This window comes from Pseudonocardia sp. GCM10023141, from assembly GCF_042653605.1.
Genome location: NZ_JBHSIR010000030.1, coordinates 87,709 through 111,796, shown reverse-complemented (window position 1 = coordinate 111,796; position 24,088 = coordinate 87,709). Strand labels below are relative to the sequence as shown.

Sequence of the window (24,088 nt, the reverse complement as noted above, 5' to 3'; positions counted from 1 at the left end):
CGCTGCTCACCGATTCCCGTAAGACCCGCCCGGTGAAATGCCCGATGAAGGGGTGCTAACTGGGACACTCGCGCTGTGAGCGGACTGCTGATCGGCTACGCCCGGGTCTCCACTGACGAACAAGACCTCACCGCCCAACGCGACGCGCTGGCCGCGCTCGGTGTCGCACCCGAGCGGATCTACGTCGACCACGGGCTCACCGGGACCAACCGGGCCCGCCCCGGGCTGCGCGAAGCGATGGCCGCCTGCCGCGGCGGCGACGTCCTGGTCGTGACCAAGCTCGACCGACTCGCCCGGTCGCTGCCCGACGCCCGCGACATCGTCGCCGAGCTCACCGCCCGCGAGGTCAAGCTCAGCCTCGGCGGATCGGTGCACGACCCCACCGACCCGGTCGGCAGGCTGCTGTTCAACGTGCTGGCCATGGTCGCCGAGTTCGAGTCCGACCTGATCAAGATGCGCACCCGGGAGGGCATGAAGGTCGCCCGGGCCAAGGGCCGGTTGCGCGGCAAGAAGCCCAAGCTGTCCCCGCGCCAGGAGTCCCACCTCGTCGATCTGCACCACGCCGGCGCGCACACCAGCGCCGAGCTCGCCGAGCTGTTCTCCGTCGCCCGCTCCACCGTCTACCGGGCGATCGAACGCGCACGCACAACAGCTCCATCCGAGTCCTGACGTCCTACCTTGCACTTGGGGTCAGCTTCGGGAGTTCCGGGCCGTGATCTGAACCTCGATTATGTGATCGAGAACCTGGGCGACCCGGATGGCATCCTGATCGCGGACCCGACCGGGTTCGCGAAGAAGGGCACGAAGTCCGCCGGGGTCCAACGGCAGTACTCCGGCACCCTGGGCCGGATCGACAACTGCCAGATCGGGACCCTCCTCGCGTTCGTCAACACCGCCGGTGACCGGGTCCTCGTGGATCGAGAGCTCTACGTCCCGGAGAAGTCCTGGTTCGGCTGCATCAATGGAAGCCGAAATCTGACCGGTGGTAGCCCTCGACAGACGGCCCGACATCCTGGATGTGTGGTCGTCCGCGGGTGGTGACGCCTTGGCCGGCGGGGTCGGTCTGCCGTTGGATTCGCATTGCAGGCCTCTCGGTCAAGGGTCGCTCCGGTCGCTGGAAGCGTCCTGCTGTCCGCATCGGTATCCAGGCCGCTGTCCGTCGGGTGGCCTTCGGCCAGTCTGGGCACCGTCGGCGGGCGGCTGGGAGCCGTCGCGATCAGGAGCGACGCCGGCTGGGCGGTGGTGGGAGACGCCTGGCACTCCAGCCCGAGCCGACAGGACGGGATCACGCGGCGCGGAGTCGTCAAAGGTCCAGCACGAGGCGGGCCCCTTCTGCTCGGGACACACAGACCATCAAGCAGGTGTGCTCAGCCTTCTCCTGGTCGGTGAGGACGTGGTCGCGGTGCTCGGCTCGGCCCTCCAGGATCGAGGTCTCGCAGCTGCCGCAGATCCCGTCCTGGCAGTTGAACCCCAGGTCCGCACCCGCCTCGATCGCCTTGTCCAGGATTGTCTCGCCCGGTGCCACGGTGAGCGTCACGCCAGTGCGGGCGAGCGTCACCGCGAACGCACGCTCCGCCGGGGCGTCCTCGGTCTCGGGGGCGGCGAAGAGCTCGAATCTGACCGCCTCCGCCCCGTGTTCCCGGACGGCCGTGATGAGCGGCGCGGGCCCGCAGCAGTACACCAGGGCTCCCGGAGGCAGGTCGCGCAGCGCAGCGGCCACGTCGATCCGCCCCACCTCGTCCTCGGGTACCAGCCGGACACCGGCCGGCAACTCGTCGACGAACGCCATCGTGGACCGGGTTCGGCCCCCGTAGACCATGGACCAGGAGACGCCGCGGCGCTCGGCGTCCGCCGCCATGGTCAGGATCGGGGTCACGCCGATGCCGCCCGCCAGGAACACGTAGTGCGGCGCCTCGTCGAGCACGAAGTGGTTGCGGGGGCCATGGATCTCGAGCAGGTCGCCTGTCTGCACCTTGTCGTGCAGGTGGTTCGAGCCGCCTCGGCCGGCGAGCTCGCGGAGTACGGCAATCCGGTACTGCTGCCGATTTCGCGGATCCCCGCAGAGTGAGTACTGCCGGGACCCGATGCAGGGCACCACGACGTCGATGTGCGCGCCCGGCGACCAGGCGGGAAGGTCTCCGCCCATCGGGTCGACGAGGGTGAACGACACCACGTCGTCCGCCTCGTCGACCCGGCGTGCCACCCGGAGGGAGAACTCGCTCACCAGGCCACGGCGAGCCGCTCGAGGCCCCGGAAGAAGTAGCTCGCGATGTGGCTCGGGATGTAGCCGGGGGCGAGATGCAGGTCCGGGAGCCGGTCCAGCAGTGTCTCGATCGCGATGCGCACCTCGGTGCGGGCGAGCTGGGCGCCGGGGCATTGGTGGATCCCGCTGCCGAAGGCGAGGTGCTCGCGCACGTTGGGGCGGTCGGGATCGGCGGCGTCCGGGTCGGGAAACCGCGTCTCGTCCCGGTTGGCCGACCCGAACAGCAACAGCAGCGACGTCCCGGCGGGCAGCGTGGTGCCGTTGAGCGCTACCTCGCGTGTGGTGACGCGCATCAGGCCGCGGTGGGGGGCGTCCCGGCGCAGTGCCTCCTCGATGACCCGGGGCAGCCGACGCCGGTCGGCCTGCACCTCGGTCCACAGTGTCCGGTCATGGTCGAGCAGGAGCAGCAGGGTGCTGGTCATGAGGTCGCGGGTGGTGTCGTGCCCGGCGAACCGCAGGCCGCGGAACATGTAGTGCAGGTCGCCGTGTGACACCGGCGGGAACCCGTCGCCGCCGTGCACCAGGTCGGACATGAAGTCCTCCTGCGGGGCGGCTCGGCGGTCGGCGGCCATGGCGTCGATGTAGGCCTGGTAGTCGTGCAGCCGGCGGGCTGCCTCGAGCTTGCCGTCCACGGGGGCCAGCGGGTTCATCAGCAGCATGTAGTCGTTCGTCCAGGCCTGGACGGTGTCGACGTCCTGCGGCGGGATCCCGAACACCAGACTCACCACGAGCTGGACGTAGGGGTCCGCGTACTGCCCGACGAGATCGGCGGTGTCCCCGACGAGGAACGCGTCGACCAGCTCGTTCGCCTTGGTCGTCATGGCGGGTACCAGGCGGCGGACCCGGCGGCCGGAGAAGGCGTGGTCGAGCACGTGGCGCAGAGGCGCGTGCGCGGGCTCGTCCGCGTTGACCACGGTCGACGCCTCGGGGACCAGCCCGCCGAGGACCTCGAGGACCTCGGGTGGGTTGGTCCACATGACCGGGATGGCGTTGGCCGACGAGTAGGTGTCGGGGTCGTCGACAATGGTCTTGATGTCGTCGTAGCGGGTGACCATGTAGGCGTTGAGGGCCGGCGCGAACGTGAGCGGGCTCTCGGCGCGGGACCACTTGTAGAAGAGGTGCGGGTCCTCGCGGTGCGGCGACACCATGGGGTTGAACTCGTGCAGGTCTGCGGTGCTGGTCATCGGGCGCGCCCTTCCTCGGTGGTGGGACCGCCGAAAGCTAGGGCGCACAGGGGGAGTGGCTCTATCCATCGAACGCAAGGGACGTCCGTCGCGCGCAGCTAGTCGCCGCGCAGCACCTCGGCGGGCCGGGTCCCGTAGCGCTCGTGGTGGTCACGGGCGAACCGTCCGAGATGGAAGAAGCCCCACCGGCACGCCACGTCGGCGACGGTCGTGCAGGCGGGATCGGCGCGCCGGAGGTCGGCGTGCGCGTGCTCCAGTGCGACGCTGCGCCGGTAGGCGCTCGGCGAGGTCCCGAGGCGGCGGGCGAACTCGTACTGCAGGGTCCGGACGCTGACCCTGCAGTGGACCGCGAGGGCCGCTACATCCAGGGGCGCCGCGGGGTCGGCCTCGATGTAGCGGACCGCCCGGCGCAGCAGTTTGGGCTGGTCCGCCCGGCCGGGGCGGTCGAGATCCTCGCGCAGGTCGTGCTCGGCACTGTGCAGGAACGCGACGACGAGCGAGCGTGCCAGGTGTGGTCCGGCCTGGCTACGGCCGTGCTCGGGCAGCGCGGAGATCAGGTCCAGGGTGGTGGCCACCAGCTTTACCCACGACCGCCGCGAGGCGGTATCCAGCGGGTACTCGTGCCTGAATCGGGCCGACGACCTTCCGGTCGGGGCGTTCTGGTGCAGGATCTCCGTCATGATCGGGGCGGTCATCCGCACCCCGTACTGCACGCAGTCGGCGTTCCACAGCTCGATCGCGCTGTCGTGTCCCGGGGTGAAGACGGCACCCTGCCGGGGGTCCGCGACAGCCTGCTGGTCGCCGCAGTGCGAGCGCGCCGTCCCGCGCTGGGGCACGTTGACCTGGTAGCCGCCCAGGTCGCCGCAGTCCAGGCGCACCGGGGCGCGGTAGCCGAGCTCGCCGATCGTGACGTCCGGGGTCAGGTCGTGCGCCCGCATCCGCATCCGCATGCCGTCCTCGGATCCCGCAAGGGACAGCCGATGGGGGTAGTACGCCTGCTCACCCAGGAGGCGGGCCTCGGCCAGGTCGGTCGTTGCGGTCGTCACGTCCACTCCTCACGTGCACCGTCGCATCGTGTGGGTCGGATCGTCGGAAGCTGCGGGGCCGCCGGTCAAGTGCTGGCCACAAGTCCGGGCCGGGTCCGGCAGCACGGAACAGCCCAGCACAAACCGGCGTCCGAGAACTGGCACGGCCGACCCTGGCGCGTCAACGGGGCCGAGCGTTAGCGTGGTCACAACGAACCGATTGGCTAAGCCACTTTGCCAGTTCGGGCGCAGCCACCACTCTGACGATGACGTCCGGAGGACATCATGACCGAGACCCTCTCTGCGCGGCCGGTCGGCGCGGGCGCACACGGCCTGCCCGACCCTGAGGTCGTGCAGCGTGCGATCGCCCTTCGCGGCCTGTTGCAGGAGCAGGCGCCCCAGGGGCAGATCGATCGCCAGATCACTCCCGCGGCGATCAAGGCGATCGACGGCGCCGGCCTGTTCAACCTGATGGTGCCCACGCGTCTCGGTGGCCCCGGTGCGAGCGCGCGGACGATGTTGGAGGTTCTGATCGAGCTCGGCCGCGGCGACGGTTCGGCCGGCTGGAGTGCAGCCCTGGTCAACGCCTGCACCTGGTTCTGCGTGACCTATGGCGAGCAGGCGCAGCAGGATATGTGGGGAAACAAGCCCGATGCGAAGGCCTGCGGCATCTTCTTCCCGGGCATGACCCGTCGCCACGAGCTCGGCTCGGGAGACAAGGTGGAGGGCGGCTACGTCCTCTCGGGCCGCTACCCGTATGCATCGGGCAACGCGGTGTCGGACTGGGCGACCCTGGGCATGCTTGTGGACGGTCCGGACGGACAGCCGACCATGGCGATGGGCGTGGTGCCCAGGTCGGACTGGACGGTCGAGGACACCTGGTACACCCTCGGCATGCGAGGCACCGGCAGCAACACGTTGGTCGTGGACAACGCGTTCGTCCCCGACCATCGCATCCAGACCTTCGAGAACCTTGCGATCGGCAACTACGCCACTCCTTACCGGGACAGCGAGCCTCTCTCGCGGGCCTCGTTCCTCCCGGTGGGCACGATCATCCTGGCGGGGCCCGCCGTCGGTCTGGCCAGAGCGGCGTTGGACTACTCCTTGCAGAAGCTGCCCTCGCGCTCGGTCGGCTACACCGTCTACACGGAGGCTCGCAACTCGCCGACCCACCAGCTGGCCGTGGCGCAGGCCGCGAGCAACATCGATGCTGCACACCTGCTGCTGGGTCGTGCCGCCGACGACATCGACGCCTTCGCCGCAGCCGGCGGCTACCCGAACGACGCGGCCCGCGGCCGGATCCGGATGGACACCGGGCACGCCGTGACCCTCTGCAAGGAGGCCATCGACATCCTGATGACCGCCAACGGCGCGGGCGCCTTCGCCCAGGACGGGACGCTGGGTCGGATCTGGCGGGACGCGAACACCGGCGGCCGGCACGCCTTCGCCACCCCGGAGATCGGCAAGGAGGTCTACGGGCGGCTGTTGCTCGGGGCCGACGACCCGCTCACGATTTCGGTCTGATCGCGACGAGAAGACTGGTCGGGGTCACCGACTGTCAGGAGACATCAACGTGGATGCGACAGGCGGCGCGGATGGACGCGCCATGTGGGTCCTTGCGCTGCGCGCCCCGGCGGACGAGACGCCGGAGCCGCTCAGTGACTCCCCGACGCGCCGGCTGGCCGCGTCCGAGCTGGGGGCCGGGCCGGTCGAGTGGGCGGTGGTCATCGCCCGCTCGGCCGCTGACTACATCCTGGAGATACTTCCGGTGTTCGGTGGGGACGCCGCGGCCGAGCAGCTCATCCGTCGAGCGGTCGAGTCGACGACCCTGGCCACGCTGCGCGCGCTTGTCGGCCACGACCTCGACGCACTGTGGCCCGGAGCCGAGCCCGCCGACGCCACCGACTCCTACGTCCGGCGGGGGATCCCGATGGACGCCGTGCTCCGTGGCATCCATCTGTGTCAGGAGCGGCTGATCCACCAGTTGCTGCATGAGATCGACCGGATGGGTCGCCCCGTCGCGGACGCGCAGGCCGCGAGCGAGCTGTTGTTCCGCTGCTTTGACCAGTTCGCGGCGAACATTGCGGCGCGGTACTCGTTGGAGGCCGAGCGGTGGTCCCGCTCGACCGCGGCCCTGCGCAGCGAGCTGGTCGTCACCGTGCTGGCGGGCGGCTCGATCGACGCGGCGCAGATCTCGGCCGCGCTGGACTACGACCTCGACGGGCCGCACGTCGGCAGTGTGGTCTGGCTGGATGCACCGTTCGCCCAGCTCGGGGCCCAGGACGAGCTGACGGTCGCGTTGGAGCGGTGGGACCGCCGGCTCGGTGCGAAGGCCGTGCTGCGCCGGTGGACCGGACCGTCCACCGTGCACCAATGGCACCACGACCCCGACGGCGTCGTGTTGGGGAACGTTCGTCGCTGCGCCGAGTCGCCGCTTCCGTCGCGCCGGGCACGGCTGGGCCTGGGCGGGAGGTCGGACGGGGTCGCCGGGTTCCGTGACACCCACGCCCGCGCCTTGCGCGCCGCGGAGATCGGCCGGCTCGTCGGGAGCGAACGGGGATGGCTCGTCGACTACGAGACGGTCGAGCTGGTCGCGCTGGTCGCGGCGGACCTCGACCGCGCCCGCGCCTACGTGCAGCGGATCCTGGGCCCGCTGGCCGAGGACAACCCGCGGGCCGGTGAGCTGCGCGAGACCCTGCAGGTCTACCTGGAGGTGCAGCGCAGCGTGGCGCAGGCCGCTCGCCGGCTGCACGCGCACCGCAACACCGTTGTCTACCGCATCAAGAAGATCGAGGCCCTCCTCGGCCACGCGATCGGCGAGCTCGCCTCGCTGGATCTGCGGGTGGCGCTGCACGTCGCGGGCGCGCTCGGAGGAGTGGTGCTCGACCACGGAGCCGAGGAGGGCATGTGGACACCTTGACACCGGACCCGACCGACATGCGGTCGGTCCTCGGTCACTTCTGCACCGGAGTCGCGGTCCTCACCGGGATCGACCACGGCGAACCGGTCGGCATGACCGTGCAGTCGCTGGTCAGCGCCTCGCTCGAGCCGCCGCTGGTCCTGGTCTGCCCGCAGCGCACGTCGATCTCCTGGCCGCGGATCGCGCGCGGCGGAGTGTTCTGCGCCAACGTGCTCGGCGCCGGACAGCACGAGCTCGGGCTGCAGTTCGCCCGGTCCGGCGGCGACAAGTTCGCCGGCGTCTCCTGGCACAGCTCGGACACCGGCGCGCCCGTGCTCGACGACGTGCTGGCCCACGTCGACTGTCGGATCCACGCCGTACACGAGGCCGGTGATCACCTGCTGGTGCTGGGACGTGTCGTGGGACTGGCCGCTGAGGGCCGCTCCGGTCCGCTGCTGTTCTACCGGGGCGGGTTCGGCGCGCTCGCCTCCTGACCTTCCGATCCGAGGAGACATCCGTGCTCGAACACTACGTCGTCTTCCAGCCCCGACCCGGCCGTGAGGCCGACCTCGCCGAGGAGCTGCGGGCCTTCGGCGAAGGGATCGCCGGACTGCCGGAGCTCATCGAGCTGACCTGGGGCGAGAACACCAACCCGTCCGGGCTCAAGCTCGGCTACACCCACGCCTGTCTGGCCCGGCTGACCGACGGCGGCCTTGACGGCTACTGGGTCCATCCCGCTCACGCCCGACTGCTGGGGGTTCTCGACGAGCTCTGCGAGTCCCGCTTCGCCCTCGACTACACCCCCGCCGGAGGAGCACGATGAGCACCGTCCGTGTCGACCGCACCGACCGCATCGCCTGGGTGACTCTCGACCGTCCACCGCGCAACCTGCTCGACGCCGAGATGACCGCCTCCCTGCATCGCACCCTCGTCGAGCTCGACGACGCCGACGACGTCGGTGCGATCGTGCTGACCGGCGAGGGGGAGTTCTTCTGCGGTGGTGCGGACGGCCCGGGCCTGCGCGCGACCGGCACCGCCAAGGAGTTCGCCGACGCCGCGGTCGATCTGTTCGGCCAGTGCGCGCGGTCTGGCACGCCGATCCTCGCCGCGGTCAACGGGGACGCCCTTGCCGGCGGGTTCGGGCTGGTCTGCAGCGCGGACATCGTGGTCGCAGTTGACGGGGCCCGGCTCGGCACGATCGAGGCGACTCTGGGGACCTGGCCGGTGATCGCCCAGGTCGCGGCCGCGAGACGCGTTCCGCCCAAGGCAGCGATCACCAACGCGCTGACCGGCCAACCCTTCGACGCACCGCGCGCGCTCGAGCTCGGCATCATCGACGAGGTGGTCCCCGCCGACCGGCTCCGCGGCCGGATCGAGGAGTACGCGCAACTGGCGATGGCGTCGGGGGCCGCGGGCGCAGTGGGCAGGCCGCTGCTTCACCGGAGCACTACCCAGCCGCTCGACCAGGCCCTTCGCGAGGGCGCCGACGCCTTCGTCACGATGTTCGGCTGACGGTCTCCTCGAGATGCTCGAGCATCCGCCGGTGGTGTGCGGCAACGGCCGCCCGGGCGGCCTCCGGAGACCGCGCCAGCACGGCGTCCGCGATCGGCTGGTGCAGCGCACGCTGCTGCTCGGGGCTCGCCTTGCGCAACCAGGCGGGCGTCGAGTCGGAGTCGACCCACTGGCGGAACTCGTAGGACAGCACGGCGGTGTGGACGCTTTCATACATCGCCGCCAGGTACGGGTTGCCGCAGACACGGACGATCGTGGCGTGGAAGACCGTGTCGGCGGCGATCCACTCCGACATGGACCCGGCCGCCGCGGCCAGCCGGTCGAGCGCGCCGAGGATCTCACTACGTTCGATGTCCTCCGGCTCGGGGCGACTGGCCGCCTCCGCGGCGCCCAGGCTCTCCAGCCACAGCCGAAGCTGCATGAGATCGCCGACCGAGCGCTCGTCGAGGTCGAGCATCAGGTTCACCGAGGCGGTCACCATGGACTCCGGCTTGCGGAGGACGTAGGCGCCCGAGCCCCGGCGGATCTCCACCAGACCCATGAGCGACAGGCTGCGCAGGGCCTGGCTGACCGTCGGCCTGCTGGCACCGAACCGGTCGGCCAGGTCACGTTCGGACGGCAGCCGGGCCCCCTCTGCCACGTCGTCCTTGATGATCAATGCTCGGATCTGAGCCGCGACGTCGTCCGCGATCCGGGTGCTGCTCACCGGTGTGATCCCGGTCAGCGGCACCGACGCGGCCCGGCGCCTGCCGCCTCGGCGCGTGGTCGGCTCGCTCACTGCACTCCTTCGTCCGTCTTGGGTTCGGTTTGACACTACCGCTCCGCCCCATCAATATCTGGATTAGCCACTTTGCCACTTGAATGAGGATGCTGCCATGACCGCCTCGCTCTCCCGCCACGACTCGACGTGGACCGTCGACGACCCGGCCGAGCTTGCCCTTCGGATCAGGCTGCGGGCGGTCCGGATGGTGGCCCCGCAGGGCTTCGGCTACCTCGGCCAGGCGCTCTCCGCCGCCGAGCAGGTCGCGGCGATGTTCGCCGCGGCACGACCCGGCCGTGACCGACTGGTGTGCTCGCCGGGCCACTACGTGATCGCCCCCTTCGCCGCCGCGACCGAGCTCGGGCTGCTCGCCGAGGAGGTGGCGGACACGTACGGCCAGAACGGGTCCGTGGCCGAGGCGATCGGCACCGAGCGCTCCCCGGTCCTGGACTACACCTGCGGGTCGCTGGGACAGGGCCTGTCCGCCGCGACGGGGTTCGCGCTGTCTGACCGCATCCGTGGGACCGACCGCCGGACCTACGCCTTGATCAGCGACGGGGAGCTGGAGGAGGGGCAGGTCTGGGAGGCCGCGATCTTCGCCGCCCACCATCGTCTCGGTGCCCTCACGGTGCTGCTCGACGCCAACAATTCCCAGGTGGACGGCCCGATCGACACCATCACCACGATCGAACCGATCGCCGACAAGTGGGCGGCCTTCGGCTGGCACGTCAGCGACGTCGACGGCCACGACATCGCTGCGGTCCAGGCCGCCCTCGTCGCGGCCGCCGCCGACGACCGGCCGAGCATCGTCGTGTGCCGGACCTCGACCGTGCACGGGCTGGCCTGCCTGCCCCCGGACGCCGATGGTCATTTCATCAAACTCCCCCCGCCGCTGGCCGAGGCCGCGGTCGCCGAACTCACCACTGCGCTCACCGCGATGTTGGAGGCCCGCCGTGCATGAGCCGCCCTACCCCGTCGAGCTCAAGCCCTACGGGCGTGCTCTGCTCGAGCTGGCGCGTCGCCGCGAGGAGGTCCTCTGCGTCAGCGGCGACCTGACCCGCCAGTGCGAGATCGACCTGTTCCAAGCCGAGCTGCCGGAGCGGTTCGTGCATGCCGGGATGGCCGAGGCGAACATGATGGGCATGGCGGGTGCGCTCGCCCGCGAGGGGCACATCCCGTTTGTCCACACCTTCGGTGTCTTCGCCACGCGCCGGCCCTACGACCAGATCGCCAATGCGATCGCCTACCCGAACCTGCCCGTGCGGATCATCGGGTTCATGCCCGGGGTCTCCACCCCTGGCGGGCCGAGCCACCAGGCCATCGACGACGTCGCGCTCATGCGGGCGCTGCCCAATATGACCGTCATCGACGTGGCCGACGCCGTCGAGGTCCGGCAGGTCGTCGACGCGGTCGTCGACCACCCGGGGCCGGTGTATGTGCGGCTCAAGCGCGGCGAGATCCCGGTGATCTTCGACGACGACCACGTCCTCGACGTCGGCGGCGCGAACGTGCTGCGCGCAGGTACCGACCTCGCGCTGATCGCGAGCGGCATGATGCTCGCGCCCGCCCTCGGCGCGGCCCGGTCACTGTCCACCGCAGGCGTCTCGGTGTGCGTGGTCAACGTTCCGGTGATCAAGCCGCTGGACACCGCGACGATCCAGGGCGTCGCCGCCGAGGTGAAGGTCGTGCTCACCGCGGAGAACCACTCCGTGATCGGGGGCCTGGGTTCGGCGGTCGCCGAGGCGATCGCCGAGGGCGGCCTCGGCCGCCCACTACGCCGGGTCGGGATCCGCGACACCTTCGCCGAGGGCTCTCTGAACGCGCCCTACCTGTTCGAGAAGTACGGGTTGTCGACCCAGCACCTGATCGACGAGGCCTGGACCCTGCTGGGCCGATCGGGCCCGCCGCCCGTCGCCCCGGTCACCCCCGCCGAGACCGGCGAGTACTCCCCGGTCTGACCCGATCCCTCGAGAGGAACATCATGGCCACCCCCACCACCGTCGGCTCGACGGTCTTCTATCAGGCCAGCGACTCCGCAGTGCCGATCGCCTCACCCGGCGCTACGTCCACCGTGGACTGGGAGCAGCGCGTCGACCCACAGCGCCTGCGGGCCACCCGGCTCGCCCGTGCCCGCGCCGAGCTGGAACGTTCATCGTTGGGCGCCTTGATCCTCTTCGACATGAACAACGTCCGGTACGTCACCGGGACACACATCGGCAACTGGGCGCGGGACAAGTATTTCCGCTGCGTGCTGCTGATGCGCGGGCAGGACCCGATCCTCTGGGACATCGGGTCCGCGGCCAAGACGCATCAGACGTTCGCCCCCTGGCTGTCCGCCGACAGCTGGCGAGCCGGCGTCTCCACCTGGCGCGGCGCCGTCCCGACCGACGTCGGTATCGAGGCGGGCAACGCGAAGCGGCTCGCCGACCTGCTGCGCGAGTACGGGCTGGCGGACGAGCCGGTCGGGGTGGACGTCGTCGAGCTGCCGGTGCTGCGGGCGCTGGAGCGTGAGGGCCTGCGGATCGAGGACGGCCAAGCGATCATGCTCGACGCCCGCGCTATCAAGTCCGCGGATGAGATCGCCCTGCTCGACCACGCCGCCGCACTGGTCGACGGCTGCTACGACGAGCTCTACCGGAACCTGCGCGCCGGTATCCGCGAGAACGACTGCGTCGCCCTCGTCAGCCGCTACCTCTACGAGAACGGCTCCGAGGAGGTCGAGGCGGTCAACGCGATCTCCGGCGAGCGCTGCAGCCCGCACCCGCATGTCTTCTCCGACCGGCTCATCCGCCCCGGCGACACCGCCTACTTCGACATCATCCACAGCTACTGCGGCTACCGGACCTGCTACTACCGCACGATGAACGTCGGCAGCGCCACCTCGGCGCAGCGCTCGGCGTACGCCCGCGCCCGCGAGTACATGGACGACGCGATCGCCGAGGTCCGTCCCGGCGCCAGCTCGGCCGACATCGTCCGGCATTTCCCCGCGGCGCAGGAGTTCGGCTTCGCCACCGAGGAGGAGGCATTCGGCCTGCAGTACTGCCACGGCATCGGCCTGGGACTGTGGGAGCGGCCGCTGATGAGCCGGTACCACTCGTTCGACCACCCGATCGAGCTGGTCGAGGGCATGACCTTCGCGATCGAGACCTACTGGCCCACTCCTGACGGGTCGGCCGCGGCCCGGATCGAGGAGGAGCTGGTCGTCACGGTCGACGGGTACCGCCAGCTGACCCGCTTCCCCGCCGACCAGCTGTACGTGGCCGGGACGCAGTACTACACCGGCGTCGAGCTGCCGCGGTCCCGCTCCAACGGGCACGGTCCGTCGTGACAGCGCCGACGCTCGGCTGGATCGGGACCGGCCGGATGGGCACTGCCCTCGCCGGCCGACTCATCGCCGATCACGACCTGCGGGTGTGGAACCGCACTGCGGCCCGGACCACTCGACTGACCGAGCAGGGGGCGAAGGCCGTCGGACGGGTCGTCGACCTCGCCGACCGGGACGTCGTGTTCACGTGTGTCTCCTCGGACACCGACCTGATTGAGGTACTGCTCGACGAGGACGGCCTGCTTCACGAGCGGAAGGGCCCTGCGCCTCGGCTCCTCGTCGACTGCTCGACGGTGTCCGGCGCGACCTCGGCGCGGATCCGCGAGGTCCTGCGCGAGCGGGGGGTCGGGTACCTCGCCGCGCCGGTCAGCGGCAACCCGGCCGTCGTCTCGGCGGGGAACGCGAGCCTCGTCGTCTCCGGTCCCGACGCCGCGTTCCGCACCGCCGAACCGCTCCTGCGGGAACTCGCGGCGAACGTCGTGCACGTCGGCGACGCGGAGCAGGCACGGGTGATCAAGCTCTGCCACAACCTCTATCTGGGGATGATGGTGCAGGCGCTGGTCGAGGTGACCACGGTGGCCGAGAAGTCCGGCACCGACGCTGCGGTCTTTCTCGAGTTCCTCGGCGGCACCGGGCTGGGCTCGGACTGGGTGCGGCTGCGCGCCACCGCCCTTGCGGAGCACGACTGGACCCCGACGTTCCCGGTCTCCGGACTGGCCAAGGATCTCGACCTGGGGTTGTCTGCCGCCCGCGAGATGGGTGTGCCGATGCCCGTCGGCGCGACCGTCCAGCAGATCGTGCGGTCCGCGGTGAGCGGCGGCCTCGCGGACAAGGATCTCCTCGCGCTCTACGAGCTGCAGGCCGCTGCTGCAGGTCTGCGGTGATGACAACGGGGATCGGCCCGACCTCGCTGCTTATCGGCGGCGAGCTGCGCAACGCGGCCGACGGTGGCCGGTTCGACGTCCTCGACCCGGCGACGGAGGAGGACGTCGCGAGCGTGGCCAGCGCGACTCCCGACGACGCGCAGCGCGCCGTCGATGCGGCGGCCGAAGCACTCCCGGACTGGTCGGCGCGCCCGCCCCGGGACCACGCGGACGTGCTGCCCTCGGCAAGCGCATGGGCGCCCTGCGGGTCGGTGCGGCGCGCGACGCGCAGACCGAGCTCGGACCGCTGATCAGCCCTCAGGCCGTGGCCAAGGTGACCGCGCTCGTCGACGACGCCGTCGAGCGCGGCGCCACCCTCGCGACCGTCGGCGACCGGCCCGACGGCGTGGGCTACTACTACCCGCCGACCGTGCTGACCGACGTTCCCCGGGACTCGCCCATCGTGTCCGAGGAGATCTTCGGCCCCGTCGCGTCGCTCATCCCGTTCGACGACGACGCCGACGCAATCGCCCTGGCCAACGACACCCAGTACGGCCTCGCCGCCTACGTCTACGGCGGTGACCTGCGTCGGACGATGCGCGTCGCCGAGGGGCTCCAGGCGGGCATGGTCGGTGTCAACCGCGGCCTCATCTCCGACCCGGCCGCGCCGTTCGGCGGAGTCAAGCAGTCCGGCCTCGGCCGCGAGGGCTCCAAAGAAGGCCTGCTGGAGTTCTCCGAGACCAAGTACATCGCCGTCGACTGGTAGGGCTGGAGGTCACTGTGATGACGTTCCGGTAGACCACGACAAGGTGTGCTGCGGGGCGGGCCAGGTGGCGGGTGTGCCCAGGGCAATCTCCGGGCCGTGCCGGGGTGGGCGACCGTTGGTGCCGGGCACCCGCGGTGGGACGGGCAGGCGCAAGGCCCTGGCCCAGCGCGTCATACATCGCGCCGCGCCCGCGCCGGTGCTCGGCGACCAGGGTCAGCTCGACCAGCGATGTGACCGGCCCGTCGGCGCACAGCACCGCCTCGGTCAGCTCGGACAGCGCATCAGCTCGTGCGGTCAGCGAGGTGTAGAACTCCCGGCGGCGCAGGTGCTGCGCCACCCCACGCACCCGCACGCCCGGGCGCTCGCGGCGGCCTTCCCCGTCGTGGGGGATCCGGCGTCGCGGCTGGTGCAGCCGGTGACATCGGGGGCCGGACCGGCGCTGGCGGCCGACCGGCTCACCGTCGAGTTCCCGGTGCGCGGGGGGTGGCGTTCTGCGTGCCGTCGACGACGTGTCGCTCGAGGTGCGGTCCGAGATCGTCGCGCTGGTCGGGCAGTCCGGCTCCGGCAAGACGACGCTCGCGCGCTGCCTGCTGGGCCTGCAGCGCCCGACGTCGGGAGCGGTCTGCTTCGACGGCAGGCCGCTCCCCCGCTCGGCCAAGGGCCTGCGCGAGTACCGGCGGCAGGTGCAGCTCGTCCTGCAGGACCCGACGGGCGCGCTCAACCCCCGCCACAGCGTCTACGAGGCCGTGGCGGAGGGCCCGCGGGTGCACAAGCTGCCCGGCGACGAGCGCGCGCTCGTCGAGGCGGCGCTGGAGCAGGCCGAGCTGCGACCGGCGTCGCGGTTCCTGCCCGCGCTGCCCGCTGAGCTCTCCGGCGGGCAGCGCCAGCGGGCGGTGATCGCGGGAGCGCTGGCGCTCGCGCGAAGGTTCCTCGTGGCCGACGAGCCGGTGGCCTCACTCGATGCCTCGATGCGCGGCGAGATCCTCGCGCTGCTGCTGCGGCTGCGCTCGACGCTGGGGCTGGGCGCGCTGGTGATCACCCACGACCTCGGGCTGGCATGGACGATCGCCGACCGGGTCGTCGTGATGTACCAGGGTCGGATCGTGGAGTCGGGCAGCGCCGAGCAGGTGCTGCTCGCACCGGAGCACGACTACACGAAGCTGCTGCTCTCGGTGCTGCCCGCGGGATCGGTGCCGGACTGAACGGGCTGCCGCGGGTGGGTCAGCGGCGGATGGTCAGCGTGCGGGCGGTTGCGTCCAGCTCGGCCACCGCGCCCAGCGGCATCGTCCGGGCATCGGGGCAGTGTCCGAAGCCGAACTCCTCGACCAGCGGCACCCCGAGCGGCCCGAGCCGGTCGACGATCACGTCGTGCACCTCCGCCGGCTCGCCGCACTTGTGCCACGAGCCCAGGACGATGCCCGAAACCCGGTCGAACCAGCCCGCCCGCAGCAGGTGGGTGAGGAACTGGTCGATCCGGTAGGGCCGCTCGGTGATGTCCTCCAACAGCACGATCGCACCGTCGGGCGGCAGCTCCACGTCGGGGACGCCCAGCGTCGAGACCACGAGGCTGAGCGTGCCGCCGACGAGCCGTCCCGTCGCCCGGCCGCCGATGATCGTCTCCGCCTGCGCGGCGCCGTGCAGCACGTCGGGCGGGTCGAACAGGGCGCGGCGCAGGTGCTCCTGCGTGTCCGGGTCGAGCATCGCGCCAGTTGCCGTGAGCGGGGCGAACAGCGTGACGACGTCGCAGCTGCGGCCGAGCACGGCATGCAGCGCCGTGATGTCGCTGGAGCCCGCGAAGATCTTCGACGGGGCCGCCGCCATCGCGTCCCAGTCGACGAGATCGAGCATGCGCAGCGCCCCGTAGCCGCCGCGGGCACAGATCACCGCGGCGATGTCGGGATCGCACCACGCCTGCTGCAGCTGCTTCGCCCTGGCCGCATCGTCGGCGGCCAGGTAGCGCAGCCGCGGGTGCACCTCACCCGGCGGGAACGCCGGCTCGACCCGCAGGCCCCAGCCCTCGAGCACGGCCGTCCCGGCCTCCAGCTCGACCACCGGCGCCGGCCCGGCCGGTGCGACCAGCGCCACGCGATCACCGGCGCGCAGCGGCGCCGGCCAGACCCGATTCCCCGGCACCGTCAGGGCAGGGTCAGGATCTCGGCGCCGTCGGGCGTGACGAGGATGGTGTGCTCGAACTGCGCCGTGCGCGCGCGGTCCTTGGTCACGACCGTCCAGCCGTCGTCCCAGATGTCGTAGTCGATGGTGCCCAGCGTGATCATCGGCTCGATCGTGAACGTCATGCCCACCTCGAGGACGGTCTGCACGCTCGGCTCGTCGTAGTGCAGCACCACCAGGCCGCTGTGGAAGCTGCGGCCGATGCCGTGACCGGTGAAGTCGCGGACCACGCCGTAGCCGAAGCGCTTGGCGTATGACTCGATCACCCGACCGACGACGTTGAGCTCGCGGCCCGGCTTCACCGCCTTGATGGAGCGGGCCGTGGCCTCCCGGGTGCGCTCGACGAGCAGCCGGTCCTCCTCGCTCACCTCGCCCGCGAGGAACGTGCCGTTGGTGTCGCCGTGGACCCCGCCGATGAACGCGGTGACGTCGATGTTGACGATGTCGCCGTCCTCGATCACGGTGGAATCGGGGATGCCGTGGCAGATCACCTCGTTGAGGCTGGTGCAGCACGACTTCGGGAAGCCCTTGTAGCCCAGCGTGGACGGGTAGGCGTTGTGGTCGATCAGGTACTCGTGCACCACGCGGTCGACCTCGTCGGTGGTGACGCCGGGCGCCACCGCCGCTCCGCCCGCGGCGAGCGCACGCGCTGCGATCCGGCTGGCCACCCGCATGCCCTCGATGACCTCGGGGTCCTGCACCCAGGCGTCGGTGCTGCGACTGGGCCGCTCCTTGCCGACGTACTCCGGGCGCGGGATCGACGCGGGGACCGGACGCACCGGAGAGACGGTGCCGGGGGTGAGCAGCGTGCGGGCAGGCATGGCTCCCAGTGTAGGAGCTGCGCGGCCCGGAGGTTCAGCGGACGCGGTGCGCGACCCGCCGGGCCACCAGCATCGCGAGCCCGCGCCAGCCCAGCAGCAGCACGCCGAGCGAGATGACCGCGACCAGCACGAACGCCAGCGGCAACCGGCCGAGGAACGCCAGGCGCAGCAGCAGCCCGATCACCGCGGTGGCCCCGAGCACGACGGCGCCCGCCCGCAGCCCGCTCGGGTTGGCCCGCACCATCGGGGTGGCCCATGCCGCGGCGAGCCCGACCGCGAACGGCGCGATGGTGCCGAGCAACCCGAGCAGATCACCGGCCTCGTCGTGGCTGGCGCGGCCGATGGCCGCGAACACGATGACCGCGACGACGTCGGCCGCGAGCGCGAGCGCGACGATGCGGCTGTGCGGCAGGGCGTCGGACTGCTCGGGCGGCATGGAGTCAGGGTAGGCGCCGTGTCGAGTACCGGGGTGGTCCGGCCCTGCGGCGATGACAGGAAAGCCACTTTGCCGCAACGTCGTTGCAGGAAAGTGGCTTTCCTGCAACGGGGCGCGGGCGCCGGCCCCTGCCACCACCGGACCGTCAGCCCGTGGCCGCCAGGAACTGCTGGGCCGCCACCACCGCGGGTGCCGAGCTGGCGCCGTCCACGATGAGGATGGCGAACGCGACGTCGCCCCGGTACCCGACGAACCAGCCGTGCGCGTGGCCGTCGCCGCCGAACTCGGCGGTGCCCGTCTTGCCGTAGACCTCGCCGGATCCGGCCAGCGCCTTGGCGGTGCCCTCGGTGACCACGGCGCGCATCATCGTGCGCACCTGGGCCAGCACCGCCGGATCGGGCGCGGTGGCCGGTTTGAGCACCTTCGTGGGCTGCCCGCGGATCAGCTGCGGCACCACCGGCGAGCCGTGTGCCACGGTGGCGGCCATCAGCGCCATCCCCAGCGGGCTGGCCAGCACCTCGCCCTGCCCGAAGCCGTTCTCGGCGCGCTGCACCTGCTCGGGGCTCGCCGGCACCGAGCCGGTCACGGTGGTGAGGGCCGGCACGGCGAAGTCTGCGCCGAGCCCGAGGCTCAGCGCGGCGGCCGGCAGCGCGTCGGGTCCGAGCTGCGAGCCCAGCTGCGCGAAGGTGGTGTTGCACGATCGGGCGAACGCCGTGCGCAGCGGCACGGTACCGAGGTCGAACTTGCCCTCGTTCGGCACGGCCCGGCCCCCGATCACCGTGACGCCGGGGCAGGCGACGGGTGAGAGGGCGTTGAGCCCGCTGGCGCCGACGGCTGCCGCGGCGGTCGCGATCTTGAACGTCGAGCCGGGTGGGAAGCGCCCCGTCAGCGAGATCGCGCCGGCCGCGTCGGCGGGCTCGTTCTGGGCGACGGCGAGCAGGTCACCGGTGGACGGCGCGATCGCCACGAGCGCGGCCTGCTGCGGGATGCGCTCGACCACGTCCTCCGCGGCGGCCTGCAACGCCCGGTCCATCCCGATCGTGACGGTGGTGCCCGGCTTCGGCGCCTGCTCGGTCAGCGTGCGGACCTTCGCCCCGGAACCGTCGATCACCTGCACCGACCAGCCTGCGACGCCCGAGAGCTGCGCCAGCGTGGCAGTGCGAACCTCGGGCAGCACCTGCTGCGCGAACGTCGCGTCGGGGCCCAGCAGCAGCTCCGAGCTGCTGAACGTGACGCCGGGCAGCTCGTGGATGGCGGGTTTCACCGTCTGGTAGTCGGTGTTGCGCAGCGCCGCGACGGTGTAACCCTGCCCGTCCGGGGTCTTCGCGGCGCCGTCGGTGATCGACTGCTGGGTGATGTCGTGGTCGATCGGCGACAGCGCCGCAGCCAGCGCTTTCGTCACGGCCGGCAGGTCACCGGCGGCGAGGCGGTCCAGCAGCACCGTGATCACCTGGGTGGGCTGCAGCAGCGGCACCCCGCCGCGATCGACGACGGGCGCGGGCTGCGGCACCGTCGTGCGCAGCGTGAGCTGCTGTCCCGCCGCGAGCTGCGGGTGCACCATCATCGGGGTGAAGTGGATCAGCCACTTGCTCTCGCCGCCCTGCCCCTTGGTCAGCGACAGCTCGTCGAGGTAGCTCCACATCCGGTTCTCGCCGAGGTCCCAGGTGATGTTGACCGACGCCGTCGACCGGTCACTCGCCGTGCGGACCTGCGCGATGTCACCGCTCACCCGGACCGGCTTCAACGACATGCGGACGCTGCCGAGCACCGCCTCGGCGGCCGTCGGGTCGTCGGTGAGCGCGGCTGCGCCCTTGTCGTCCCCCGCTGCCCATGCGGTGAGGAACCCCTGCACGGTCTTGTCCGGGCCGTCACCGCCGAACAGGCCGCACCCCGCGCAGACGGCGGTCAGGGCGAGTGCGCCCGCCAACGCGATCAGCCGGCGGGAGAGGAGCACGAAGGCCAGATTACGGGTGCGCCTCGAAGACGGTGCAGCGACGAGCCGGGTGCAGGGCAACGTCCTCGAAGTGAGCGCGCAACGCGGTGTCGATCTGCGCGAGCCGCTCCGGCGGGGGCACCAGCCGGCGCTGCGCCCGCGACGGCGCCGTCCCAGGCGAGCACGCGCCTGCCGCCGGGGCGCAGCACACGGCGCAGCTCCGCGACGCCGGTGTCGAGTTCGGGCCAGATCGCGACGGTGTTGACCGAGACGACGAGATCCAGCGACGCGTCGGGCCGACCGGTGTCCGCCGCGTCACCGGGGTCCACCCGCACGCGGCCGCCTGCGATCTCGCGCGCGAGTCCGCGCACCGCGAGCCACCGCACATCGCCGAGCAGGGCCAGCACCTCGCGCTGCTGGGAGCCGTTGAGCACCCGCATCAGGCGCCCGCCGAGCCGTCCCAGCCGCCCGGACGGCAGCGCCGCGATCCGGTTGGGAACCGTGCCGGTCGTCCACATCCGTGGAATCGAAGCTGCCATGCCCACGACGGTGGATGCTCAAGTGCCCTTGATGTCAAATGCGCGCGCGACGGTCGGCATCGGCGAGGCCGCCCGCCGGGTCGGGCTCGCCCCGTCCGCGATCCGCTTCTACGAGAGCGAGGGCCTGCTCGCCGAATTGCCCCGCGACGGCGGGCGGCGCCGCTACGGCTCGGAGGAGCTGCGCAGGCTGGCGTTCGTCGCGGTCGGCCGCAGCCTCGGGCTGGGACTGGCCGCGATCAGGGCGGCACTGCACCCGGAGCCCGGCGACTGGCCGCGGATCGTCGACGAGCAGGTCACGCTCCTCGATGCGCGGATCGCCGAGGCCGAGCACACCAGGGCACTGCTGCTGGCGAGCCGCGACTGCCCGACCCCACAGCCCGTGCGCGACTGCGAGTACCTGCGCGGCGCGCTGGACGAGCGGGTGGGCGCACCCTCGTGACCGGGCGCGCCACGAGCACGACAGCGCCCCGTCGCGCGACCCCTCAGAACAGGATGGTGGCGAAGCTCGCCACCTGCGTGAAGCCGATCCGCTGGTAGACCGCGCGGGCAGTGCGGTTGAAGCCGTTGACGTACAGGCTCGACACCCGCCCCATCGCCGAGAGCCGCTCGGCGACCGCGGCCGTGCCTGCCGTTCCCAGCCCGCGCCCGCGGCACTCCGGGTGCACCCAGACACCCTGGATCTGCCCGACCCGCGACGACAACGCGCCGATCTCGGCCTTGAACACGACCTGGCCCCCCTCGAACCGGGCGAAGGCCCGGCCGGCGGCCACCAGTTCGGCCACGCGCGACCGGTACCCGGCACCGCCGTCACCCGCCCGCGGGTCGACGCCGACCTCTTCGGTGAACATCGCGACCGCGGCCGGCAGGTAGCTGTCCAGCTCGGCCGGGCACACGGCGCGCACCAGCGGATCGGGTGCCACGGCGGCCGGCCCCGACAGCACCATCAGCGGCTGGTCGGCGCGCACCTCGCGGGCGGGCGCCCAGTGCCCGGCGAGCTCGTCCCACAGCGGGAGCACGAGCTCGGCCCGGCCCACCACCGACGAGCAGCCCCGACCGTGACGGCGGGCGCGGTCGGCGAAAGCGCGCAGCGACGCGCGGTCGCCCCGCAGCGGCACGAGGTTGGCGCCGGAGAAGCACAGGCCGTCCAGCCGGGACCCGACGGCCCACAGCTCGCCACCGAGTCGCCACGGATCGAGCCCGGCCACCTCGATCCGGGCCGCGACCATGCAAGCAGCCACTGGATCGTCGTCCAGGACCGCACGTACACCCGCGCGGTCCCGGTCGTCGAGGAGCCGCGCTCCGGCGACTCGAAGCACCTTCCTACGGTGCCACATCCGCCCCCGCCGCCGAAACGGGGACCGGCAGATCCCACACGGGTGCGCCGAACGCGGCCCCATGGCTGACGCGCCGCAACCGCAGAAGATGGGGAACGCGCTACCGAATACGGGGATCACGACCCGATCTCCGGGCGAATCGGGCAGGACATGCTGGCCGCCCGCATCGCAGCAGGAAGGGCTCCCACCATGATCCGCCCCACCTTCCACGTCGCCGCCTCCGGCGCCACAGCGCTGGCACTCGCCCTCGCCCTCAGCGCCTGTGGGTCGAACCGGACCGCGGTGTGCACCGAGGCGATCGGCGTGCTCAACGACGGCACCACCGCGATCACCGGAGCCACCTCGGCCGCAGCCGCCGGTGACTTCGGCCCGATGAACGCCGCCTTCACCAGCGTCGGTGCGAGGCTCGCCGCCGTCGCCGCGAAGGCCGACGCCGCCACCCTCGCCGCCGCCATCGCCGGGGCGGCCGCGGTGATCAGCGGAGCGCAGGTGGTGGGCACGGGCGACAAGCTGTCGAGCGCCTGCTCCTGACCGCTACAGCAGCCGCCAGATGCGCTCGCCGTCCTCCCACCCGTCCGTCGGCCGGAGCCCGGCCTTGTGGGCCACCCGCTCGGAGGCGATGTTGTCCGGGTGGATGTACGCGACGACGGGCACGTCCACCGTCACGGCGAGCCACGCGACCATGGCGCAGGCGGCGGCCGTCCCGAAGCCGTGGCCCTGCGCGGACGTGGCCACGACCCAGGCGATCGCCGCGTCCTCGGTGCTGAGCGTGATCTGCGTGGTGCCGACGGCGGCACCGGTGTCGGTGCGCCGGATGACCCAGTTGAACCACGTCTGGCCGCTGGCCCCGGGCGCACCTGCGACCAGCCGCGTGTAGTGGGCGAGGAGCTCGGGCTCCGTGAGCGGCCTGCCGCCGATGAACCTGTGCAGTGCGGCGTCGTCGAGCAGTGGCGCCATCTCGGCGGCAGCACCCGGCACCAGCGGCACCAGCTCCACCCGATCGCCTGCCAGGTTCGGCGTCACCGGCTGCTCAGCCGACGCTGACCTGCGGATCCCCGGTGGCCTCCATCGTCGCGGCGATCTTCATCGCTTCCTCGATGAGCGTCTCGACGATGGCGTGCTCGGGCACGGTCTTGATGACCTCACCCTTGACGAAGATCTGGCCCTTGCCATTGCCCGACGCCACACCCAGGTCGGCCTCGCGGGCCTCCCCCGGCCCGTTGACGACGCAGCCCATGACGGCCACCCGCAGCGGCACGTCCATGCCCGTGAGACCGGCCGTGACCTGCTCGGCGAGCGTGTAGACGTCGACCTGAGCCCGCCCGCACGACGGGCAGGACACGATCTCCAGCTTGCGCTGCTTGAGGTTGAGCGACTGCAGGATCTGGATGCCGACCTTGACCTCCTCGACGGGAGGCGCCGACAGCGAGACGCGGATGGTGTCGCCGATGCCCTGGCGCAGCAGCGCCCCGAACGCGACGGCCGACTTGATCGTGCCCTGGAACGCCGGGCCGGCCTCGGTGACACCCAGGTGCAGCGGGTAGTCGCACTGCTCGGCCAGCAGCTCGTAGGCGCGGATCATCACGACCGGGTCGTTGTGCTTGACCGAGATCTTGATGTCGTGGAAGTCGTGCTCGGCGAACAGGCCCGCCTCCCACATCGCCGACTCCGCCAGCGCCTCCGGCGTGGCCTTGCCGTACTTCTCCATGAGCCGCTTGTCGAGCGAGCCCGCGTTGACGCCGATCCGGATCGGGGTGCCGTGGTCCTTCGCGGCGGCCGCGATCTCCTTGACCTGGTCGTCGAACTTGCGGATGTTGCCCGGGTTCACCCGCACCGCGGCGCAGCCGGCCTCGATGGCGGCGAACACGTACTTCGGCTGGAAGTGGATGTCGGCGATCACCGGGATCTGCGACTTGCGCGCGATCGCCGGCAGCGCGTCGGCGTCGTCCTGGCTCGGGCAGGCGACGCGGACGATGTCACAACCCGCCGCGGTGAGCTGCGCGATCTGCTGCAGCGTGGCGTTGACGTCGGAGGTGAGGGTGGTGGTCATCGACTGGACCGAGATCGGGTGCTCCGAACCGACCCCGACCGACCCCACCTGCAGTTGCCGGGTGGCGCGACGCGCAGACAGCGTCGGCGCGGGAGGAACGGGCATGCCCAGGGAGACGCTCACGACCCCCAGTATCCCCCCGCCGGTGCCGCGACCGCCGCTCGCGGTGGTGAGGCCCACCCATGTGGTGGGTGCCGGCGCTGCCA

Annotated in this window: 26 protein-coding genes and 2 pseudogenes; 16 read left to right on the top strand and 12 right to left on the bottom strand. The window is 71.6% G+C overall.

Translation table 11 applies throughout. The annotated features are described in order from the left end of the window. The first annotated feature begins 75 nt into the window (after positions 1 to 75). Both ACFPFQ_RS18365 and ACFPFQ_RS18360 read left to right on the top strand, forming a co-directional pair. A complete protein-coding gene (locus ACFPFQ_RS18365) occupies positions 76 to 669 on the top strand; it encodes a recombinase family protein (RefSeq protein WP_379620331.1) in 594 nt (197 codons plus the stop codon). Between the two features lie 42 nt (positions 670 to 711). Then, positions 712 to 948 (top strand): annotated as a pseudogene (locus ACFPFQ_RS18360) (transposase); the annotation flags it as partial. 355 nt (positions 949 to 1,303) lie between these two features. On the opposite strand, the gene ACFPFQ_RS18355 reads toward ACFPFQ_RS18360, so the two are convergent. The 3 genes from ACFPFQ_RS18355 to ACFPFQ_RS18345 all read right to left on the bottom strand — a co-directional run bounded on the left by ACFPFQ_RS18355 (position 1,304) and on the right by ACFPFQ_RS18345 (position 4,493). Next, positions 1,304 to 2,224 (bottom strand): PDR/VanB family oxidoreductase, encoded by a 921-nt coding sequence (locus ACFPFQ_RS18355; protein ID WP_379620329.1) that lies wholly within the window; start codon positions 2,222 to 2,224, stop codon positions 1,304 to 1,306. Next, on the bottom strand, positions 2,221 to 3,447 hold the full coding sequence (locus ACFPFQ_RS18350) for a cytochrome P450 (protein ID WP_379620327.1): 1,227 nt from the start codon (positions 3,445 to 3,447) through the stop codon (positions 2,221 to 2,223). Before ACFPFQ_RS18350 ends, ACFPFQ_RS18355 begins: the two co-directional genes overlap by 4 nt. Positions 3,448 to 3,545: 98 nt before the next feature. Further along, entirely contained in the window at positions 3,546 to 4,493 is a 948-nt protein-coding gene (locus ACFPFQ_RS18345) for an AraC family transcriptional regulator (protein WP_379620325.1), read from the bottom strand. Positions 4,494 to 4,757: 264 nt separating this feature from the next. On the opposite strand from ACFPFQ_RS18345, the gene ACFPFQ_RS18340 reads away from it, so the two are divergent. The 5 genes from ACFPFQ_RS18340 to ACFPFQ_RS18320 all read left to right on the top strand — a co-directional run bounded on the left by ACFPFQ_RS18340 (position 4,758) and on the right by ACFPFQ_RS18320 (position 8,883). Continuing rightward, positions 4,758 to 5,996, top strand: a complete 1,239-nt coding sequence (locus tag ACFPFQ_RS18340; protein WP_379620323.1) for an acyl-CoA dehydrogenase family protein — start codon at positions 4,758 to 4,760, stop codon at positions 5,994 to 5,996. Between the two features lie 82 nt (positions 5,997 to 6,078). Next, the gene (locus tag ACFPFQ_RS18335; RefSeq protein WP_379620321.1) at positions 6,079 to 7,392 is read left to right on the top strand and encodes a PucR family transcriptional regulator; all 1,314 of its coding nucleotides are present in this window, start codon (positions 6,079 to 6,081) and stop codon (positions 7,390 to 7,392) included. Further along, the gene (locus ACFPFQ_RS18330; RefSeq protein WP_379620319.1) at positions 7,380 to 7,865 is read left to right on the top strand and encodes a flavin reductase family protein; all 486 of its coding nucleotides are present in this window, start codon (positions 7,380 to 7,382) and stop codon (positions 7,863 to 7,865) included. The genes ACFPFQ_RS18335 and ACFPFQ_RS18330 overlap by 13 nt, the downstream gene beginning before the upstream one ends. 23 nt (positions 7,866 to 7,888) lie before the next feature. Continuing rightward, positions 7,889 to 8,194 carry a Dabb family protein gene (locus ACFPFQ_RS18325; RefSeq protein ID WP_379620317.1) on the top strand — a complete coding sequence of 102 codons (306 nt, stop codon included), beginning with the start codon at positions 7,889 to 7,891 and terminating at the stop codon, positions 8,192 to 8,194. Further along, positions 8,191 to 8,883 carry an enoyl-CoA hydratase/isomerase family protein gene (locus tag ACFPFQ_RS18320; RefSeq protein ID WP_379620315.1) on the top strand — a complete coding sequence of 231 codons (693 nt, stop codon included), beginning with the start codon at positions 8,191 to 8,193 and terminating at the stop codon, positions 8,881 to 8,883. The genes ACFPFQ_RS18325 and ACFPFQ_RS18320 overlap by 4 nt, the downstream gene beginning before the upstream one ends. Here ACFPFQ_RS18320 and ACFPFQ_RS18315 read toward each other — a convergent pair. Then, complete coding sequence (locus ACFPFQ_RS18315) at positions 8,867 to 9,661, bottom strand: FadR/GntR family transcriptional regulator (RefSeq protein ID WP_379620313.1); 795 nt, start codon at positions 9,659 to 9,661, stop codon at positions 8,867 to 8,869. The two genes, ACFPFQ_RS18320 and ACFPFQ_RS18315, sit on opposite strands and share 17 nt — an antisense overlap. 97 nt (positions 9,662 to 9,758) lie before the next feature. Between ACFPFQ_RS18315 and ACFPFQ_RS18310 the strand changes: the two genes are divergently transcribed. The 7 genes and pseudogenes from ACFPFQ_RS18310 to ACFPFQ_RS18280 form a co-directional block, all read left to right on the top strand. Then, positions 9,759 to 10,604, top strand: coding sequence for a 1-deoxy-D-xylulose-5-phosphate synthase N-terminal domain-containing protein (locus ACFPFQ_RS18310; protein WP_379620311.1), 846 nt, complete (start codon positions 9,759 to 9,761; stop codon positions 10,602 to 10,604). Beyond that, positions 10,597 to 11,601, top strand: coding sequence for a transketolase family protein (locus tag ACFPFQ_RS18305; protein WP_379620309.1), 1,005 nt, complete (start codon positions 10,597 to 10,599; stop codon positions 11,599 to 11,601). Before ACFPFQ_RS18310 ends, ACFPFQ_RS18305 begins: the two co-directional genes overlap by 8 nt. A 23-nt stretch (positions 11,602 to 11,624) precedes the next feature. After that, positions 11,625 to 12,971 carry a M24 family metallopeptidase gene (locus tag ACFPFQ_RS18300; protein ID WP_379620307.1) on the top strand — a complete coding sequence of 449 codons (1,347 nt, stop codon included), beginning with the start codon at positions 11,625 to 11,627 and terminating at the stop codon, positions 12,969 to 12,971. Further along, on the top strand, positions 12,968 to 13,852 hold the full coding sequence (locus ACFPFQ_RS18295; protein WP_379620306.1) for an NAD(P)-dependent oxidoreductase: 885 nt from the start codon (positions 12,968 to 12,970) through the stop codon (positions 13,850 to 13,852). Before ACFPFQ_RS18300 ends, ACFPFQ_RS18295 begins: the two co-directional genes overlap by 4 nt. After that, positions 13,852 to 14,142 carry an aldehyde dehydrogenase family protein gene (locus tag ACFPFQ_RS18290; RefSeq protein ID WP_379620305.1) on the top strand — a complete coding sequence of 97 codons (291 nt, stop codon included), beginning with the start codon at positions 13,852 to 13,854 and terminating at the stop codon, positions 14,140 to 14,142. Before ACFPFQ_RS18295 ends, ACFPFQ_RS18290 begins: the two co-directional genes overlap by 1 nt. Further along, positions 14,085 to 14,597, top strand: a complete 513-nt coding sequence (locus ACFPFQ_RS18285) for an aldehyde dehydrogenase family protein (protein WP_379620303.1) — start codon at positions 14,085 to 14,087, stop codon at positions 14,595 to 14,597. Before ACFPFQ_RS18290 ends, ACFPFQ_RS18285 begins: the two co-directional genes overlap by 58 nt. A 307-nt stretch (positions 14,598 to 14,904) precedes the next feature. Then, positions 14,905 to 15,799, top strand: a pseudogene (locus ACFPFQ_RS18280) (ABC transporter ATP-binding protein); the annotation flags it as partial. Positions 15,800 to 15,818: 19 nt separating this feature from the next. Here ACFPFQ_RS18280 and ACFPFQ_RS18275 read toward each other — a convergent pair. From ACFPFQ_RS18275 to ACFPFQ_RS18255, 5 genes are all read right to left on the bottom strand, one after another. Continuing rightward, positions 15,819 to 16,730, bottom strand: coding sequence for a S66 peptidase family protein (locus ACFPFQ_RS18275; protein ID WP_379620301.1), 912 nt, complete (start codon positions 16,728 to 16,730; stop codon positions 15,819 to 15,821). A 2-nt stretch (positions 16,731 to 16,732) separates the two neighbouring features. Further along, the gene (gene map / locus ACFPFQ_RS18270) at positions 16,733 to 17,590 is read right to left on the bottom strand and encodes a type I methionyl aminopeptidase (protein WP_379620299.1); all 858 of its coding nucleotides are present in this window, start codon (positions 17,588 to 17,590) and stop codon (positions 16,733 to 16,735) included. Between the two features lie 34 nt (positions 17,591 to 17,624). After that, on the bottom strand, positions 17,625 to 18,026 hold the full coding sequence (locus tag ACFPFQ_RS18265) for a DUF3054 domain-containing protein (protein ID WP_379620297.1): 402 nt from the start codon (positions 18,024 to 18,026) through the stop codon (positions 17,625 to 17,627). A 145-nt stretch (positions 18,027 to 18,171) separates the two neighbouring features. After that, positions 18,172 to 19,980 (bottom strand): penicillin-binding transpeptidase domain-containing protein, encoded by a 1,809-nt coding sequence (locus tag ACFPFQ_RS18260; protein ID WP_379620295.1) that lies wholly within the window; start codon positions 19,978 to 19,980, stop codon positions 18,172 to 18,174. Then, positions 19,959 to 20,498 carry a class I SAM-dependent methyltransferase gene (locus ACFPFQ_RS18255; RefSeq protein WP_379620293.1) on the bottom strand — a complete coding sequence of 180 codons (540 nt, stop codon included), beginning with the start codon at positions 20,496 to 20,498 and terminating at the stop codon, positions 19,959 to 19,961. Before ACFPFQ_RS18255 ends, ACFPFQ_RS18260 begins: the two co-directional genes overlap by 22 nt. Before the next feature lie 31 nt (positions 20,499 to 20,529). Here ACFPFQ_RS18255 and ACFPFQ_RS18250 point away from each other — a divergent pair, with 31 nt between their 5' ends. Then, positions 20,530 to 20,937 (top strand): MerR family transcriptional regulator, encoded by a 408-nt coding sequence (locus ACFPFQ_RS18250; protein WP_379620291.1) that lies wholly within the window; start codon positions 20,530 to 20,532, stop codon positions 20,935 to 20,937. Positions 20,938 to 20,980: 43 nt separating this feature from the next. Here ACFPFQ_RS18250 and ACFPFQ_RS18245 read toward each other — a convergent pair whose 3' ends face one another. After that, positions 20,981 to 21,814 carry a GNAT family N-acetyltransferase gene (locus ACFPFQ_RS18245; RefSeq protein ID WP_379620289.1) on the bottom strand — a complete coding sequence of 278 codons (834 nt, stop codon included), beginning with the start codon at positions 21,812 to 21,814 and terminating at the stop codon, positions 20,981 to 20,983. Positions 21,815 to 22,021: 207 nt separating this feature from the next. Between ACFPFQ_RS18245 and ACFPFQ_RS18240 the strand changes: the two genes are divergently transcribed. Beyond that, positions 22,022 to 22,363: a hypothetical protein gene (locus ACFPFQ_RS18240; RefSeq protein WP_379620287.1), complete on the top strand. Its 342-nt coding sequence runs from the start codon at positions 22,022 to 22,024 to the stop codon at positions 22,361 to 22,363. A 3-nt stretch (positions 22,364 to 22,366) separates the two neighbouring features. Here ACFPFQ_RS18240 and ACFPFQ_RS18235 read toward each other — a convergent pair whose 3' ends face one another. Further along, on the bottom strand, positions 22,367 to 22,855 hold the full coding sequence (locus ACFPFQ_RS18235; RefSeq protein WP_379620285.1) for a GNAT family N-acetyltransferase: 489 nt from the start codon (positions 22,853 to 22,855) through the stop codon (positions 22,367 to 22,369). Between the two features lie 7 nt (positions 22,856 to 22,862). Continuing rightward, on the bottom strand, positions 22,863 to 23,987 hold the full coding sequence (gene ispG / locus ACFPFQ_RS18230; protein ID WP_379620741.1) for a flavodoxin-dependent (E)-4-hydroxy-3-methylbut-2-enyl-diphosphate synthase: 1,125 nt from the start codon (positions 23,985 to 23,987) through the stop codon (positions 22,863 to 22,865). Between the last annotated feature and the right edge of the window lie 101 nt (positions 23,988 to 24,088).

Coding starts and splice junctions, on each gene's coding strand:
- ACFPFQ_RS18285 (WP_379620303.1), top strand. CDS start 14,085: ATGGGCGCCCTGCGGGTCGGTGCGGCGCGCGACGCGCAGACCGAGCTC.
- ACFPFQ_RS18265 (WP_379620297.1), bottom strand. CDS start 18,026: ATGCCGCCCGAGCAGTCCGACGCCCTGCCGCACAGCCGCATCGTCGCG.
- ACFPFQ_RS18255 (WP_379620293.1), bottom strand. CDS start 20,498: ATGGCAGCTTCGATTCCACGGATGTGGACGACCGGCACGGTTCCCAAC.
- ACFPFQ_RS18290 (WP_379620305.1), top strand. CDS start 13,852: ATGACAACGGGGATCGGCCCGACCTCGCTGCTTATCGGCGGCGAGCTG.
- map (WP_379620299.1), bottom strand. CDS start 17,590: ATGCCTGCCCGCACGCTGCTCACCCCCGGCACCGTCTCTCCGGTGCGT.
- ACFPFQ_RS18300 (WP_379620307.1), top strand. CDS start 11,625: ATGGCCACCCCCACCACCGTCGGCTCGACGGTCTTCTATCAGGCCAGC.
- ispG (WP_379620741.1), bottom strand. CDS start 23,987: ATGCCCGTTCCTCCCGCGCCGACGCTGTCTGCGCGTCGCGCCACCCGG.
- ACFPFQ_RS18240 (WP_379620287.1), top strand. CDS start 22,022: ATGATCCGCCCCACCTTCCACGTCGCCGCCTCCGGCGCCACAGCGCTG.
- ACFPFQ_RS18310 (WP_379620311.1), top strand. CDS start 9,759: ATGACCGCCTCGCTCTCCCGCCACGACTCGACGTGGACCGTCGACGAC.
- ACFPFQ_RS18340 (WP_379620323.1), top strand. CDS start 4,758: ATGACCGAGACCCTCTCTGCGCGGCCGGTCGGCGCGGGCGCACACGGC.
- ACFPFQ_RS18250 (WP_379620291.1), top strand. CDS start 20,530: ATGTCAAATGCGCGCGCGACGGTCGGCATCGGCGAGGCCGCCCGCCGG.
- ACFPFQ_RS18335 (WP_379620321.1), top strand. CDS start 6,079: ATGTGGGTCCTTGCGCTGCGCGCCCCGGCGGACGAGACGCCGGAGCCG.
- ACFPFQ_RS18350 (WP_379620327.1), bottom strand. CDS start 3,447: ATGACCAGCACCGCAGACCTGCACGAGTTCAACCCCATGGTGTCGCCG.
- ACFPFQ_RS18320 (WP_379620315.1), top strand. CDS start 8,191: ATGAGCACCGTCCGTGTCGACCGCACCGACCGCATCGCCTGGGTGACT.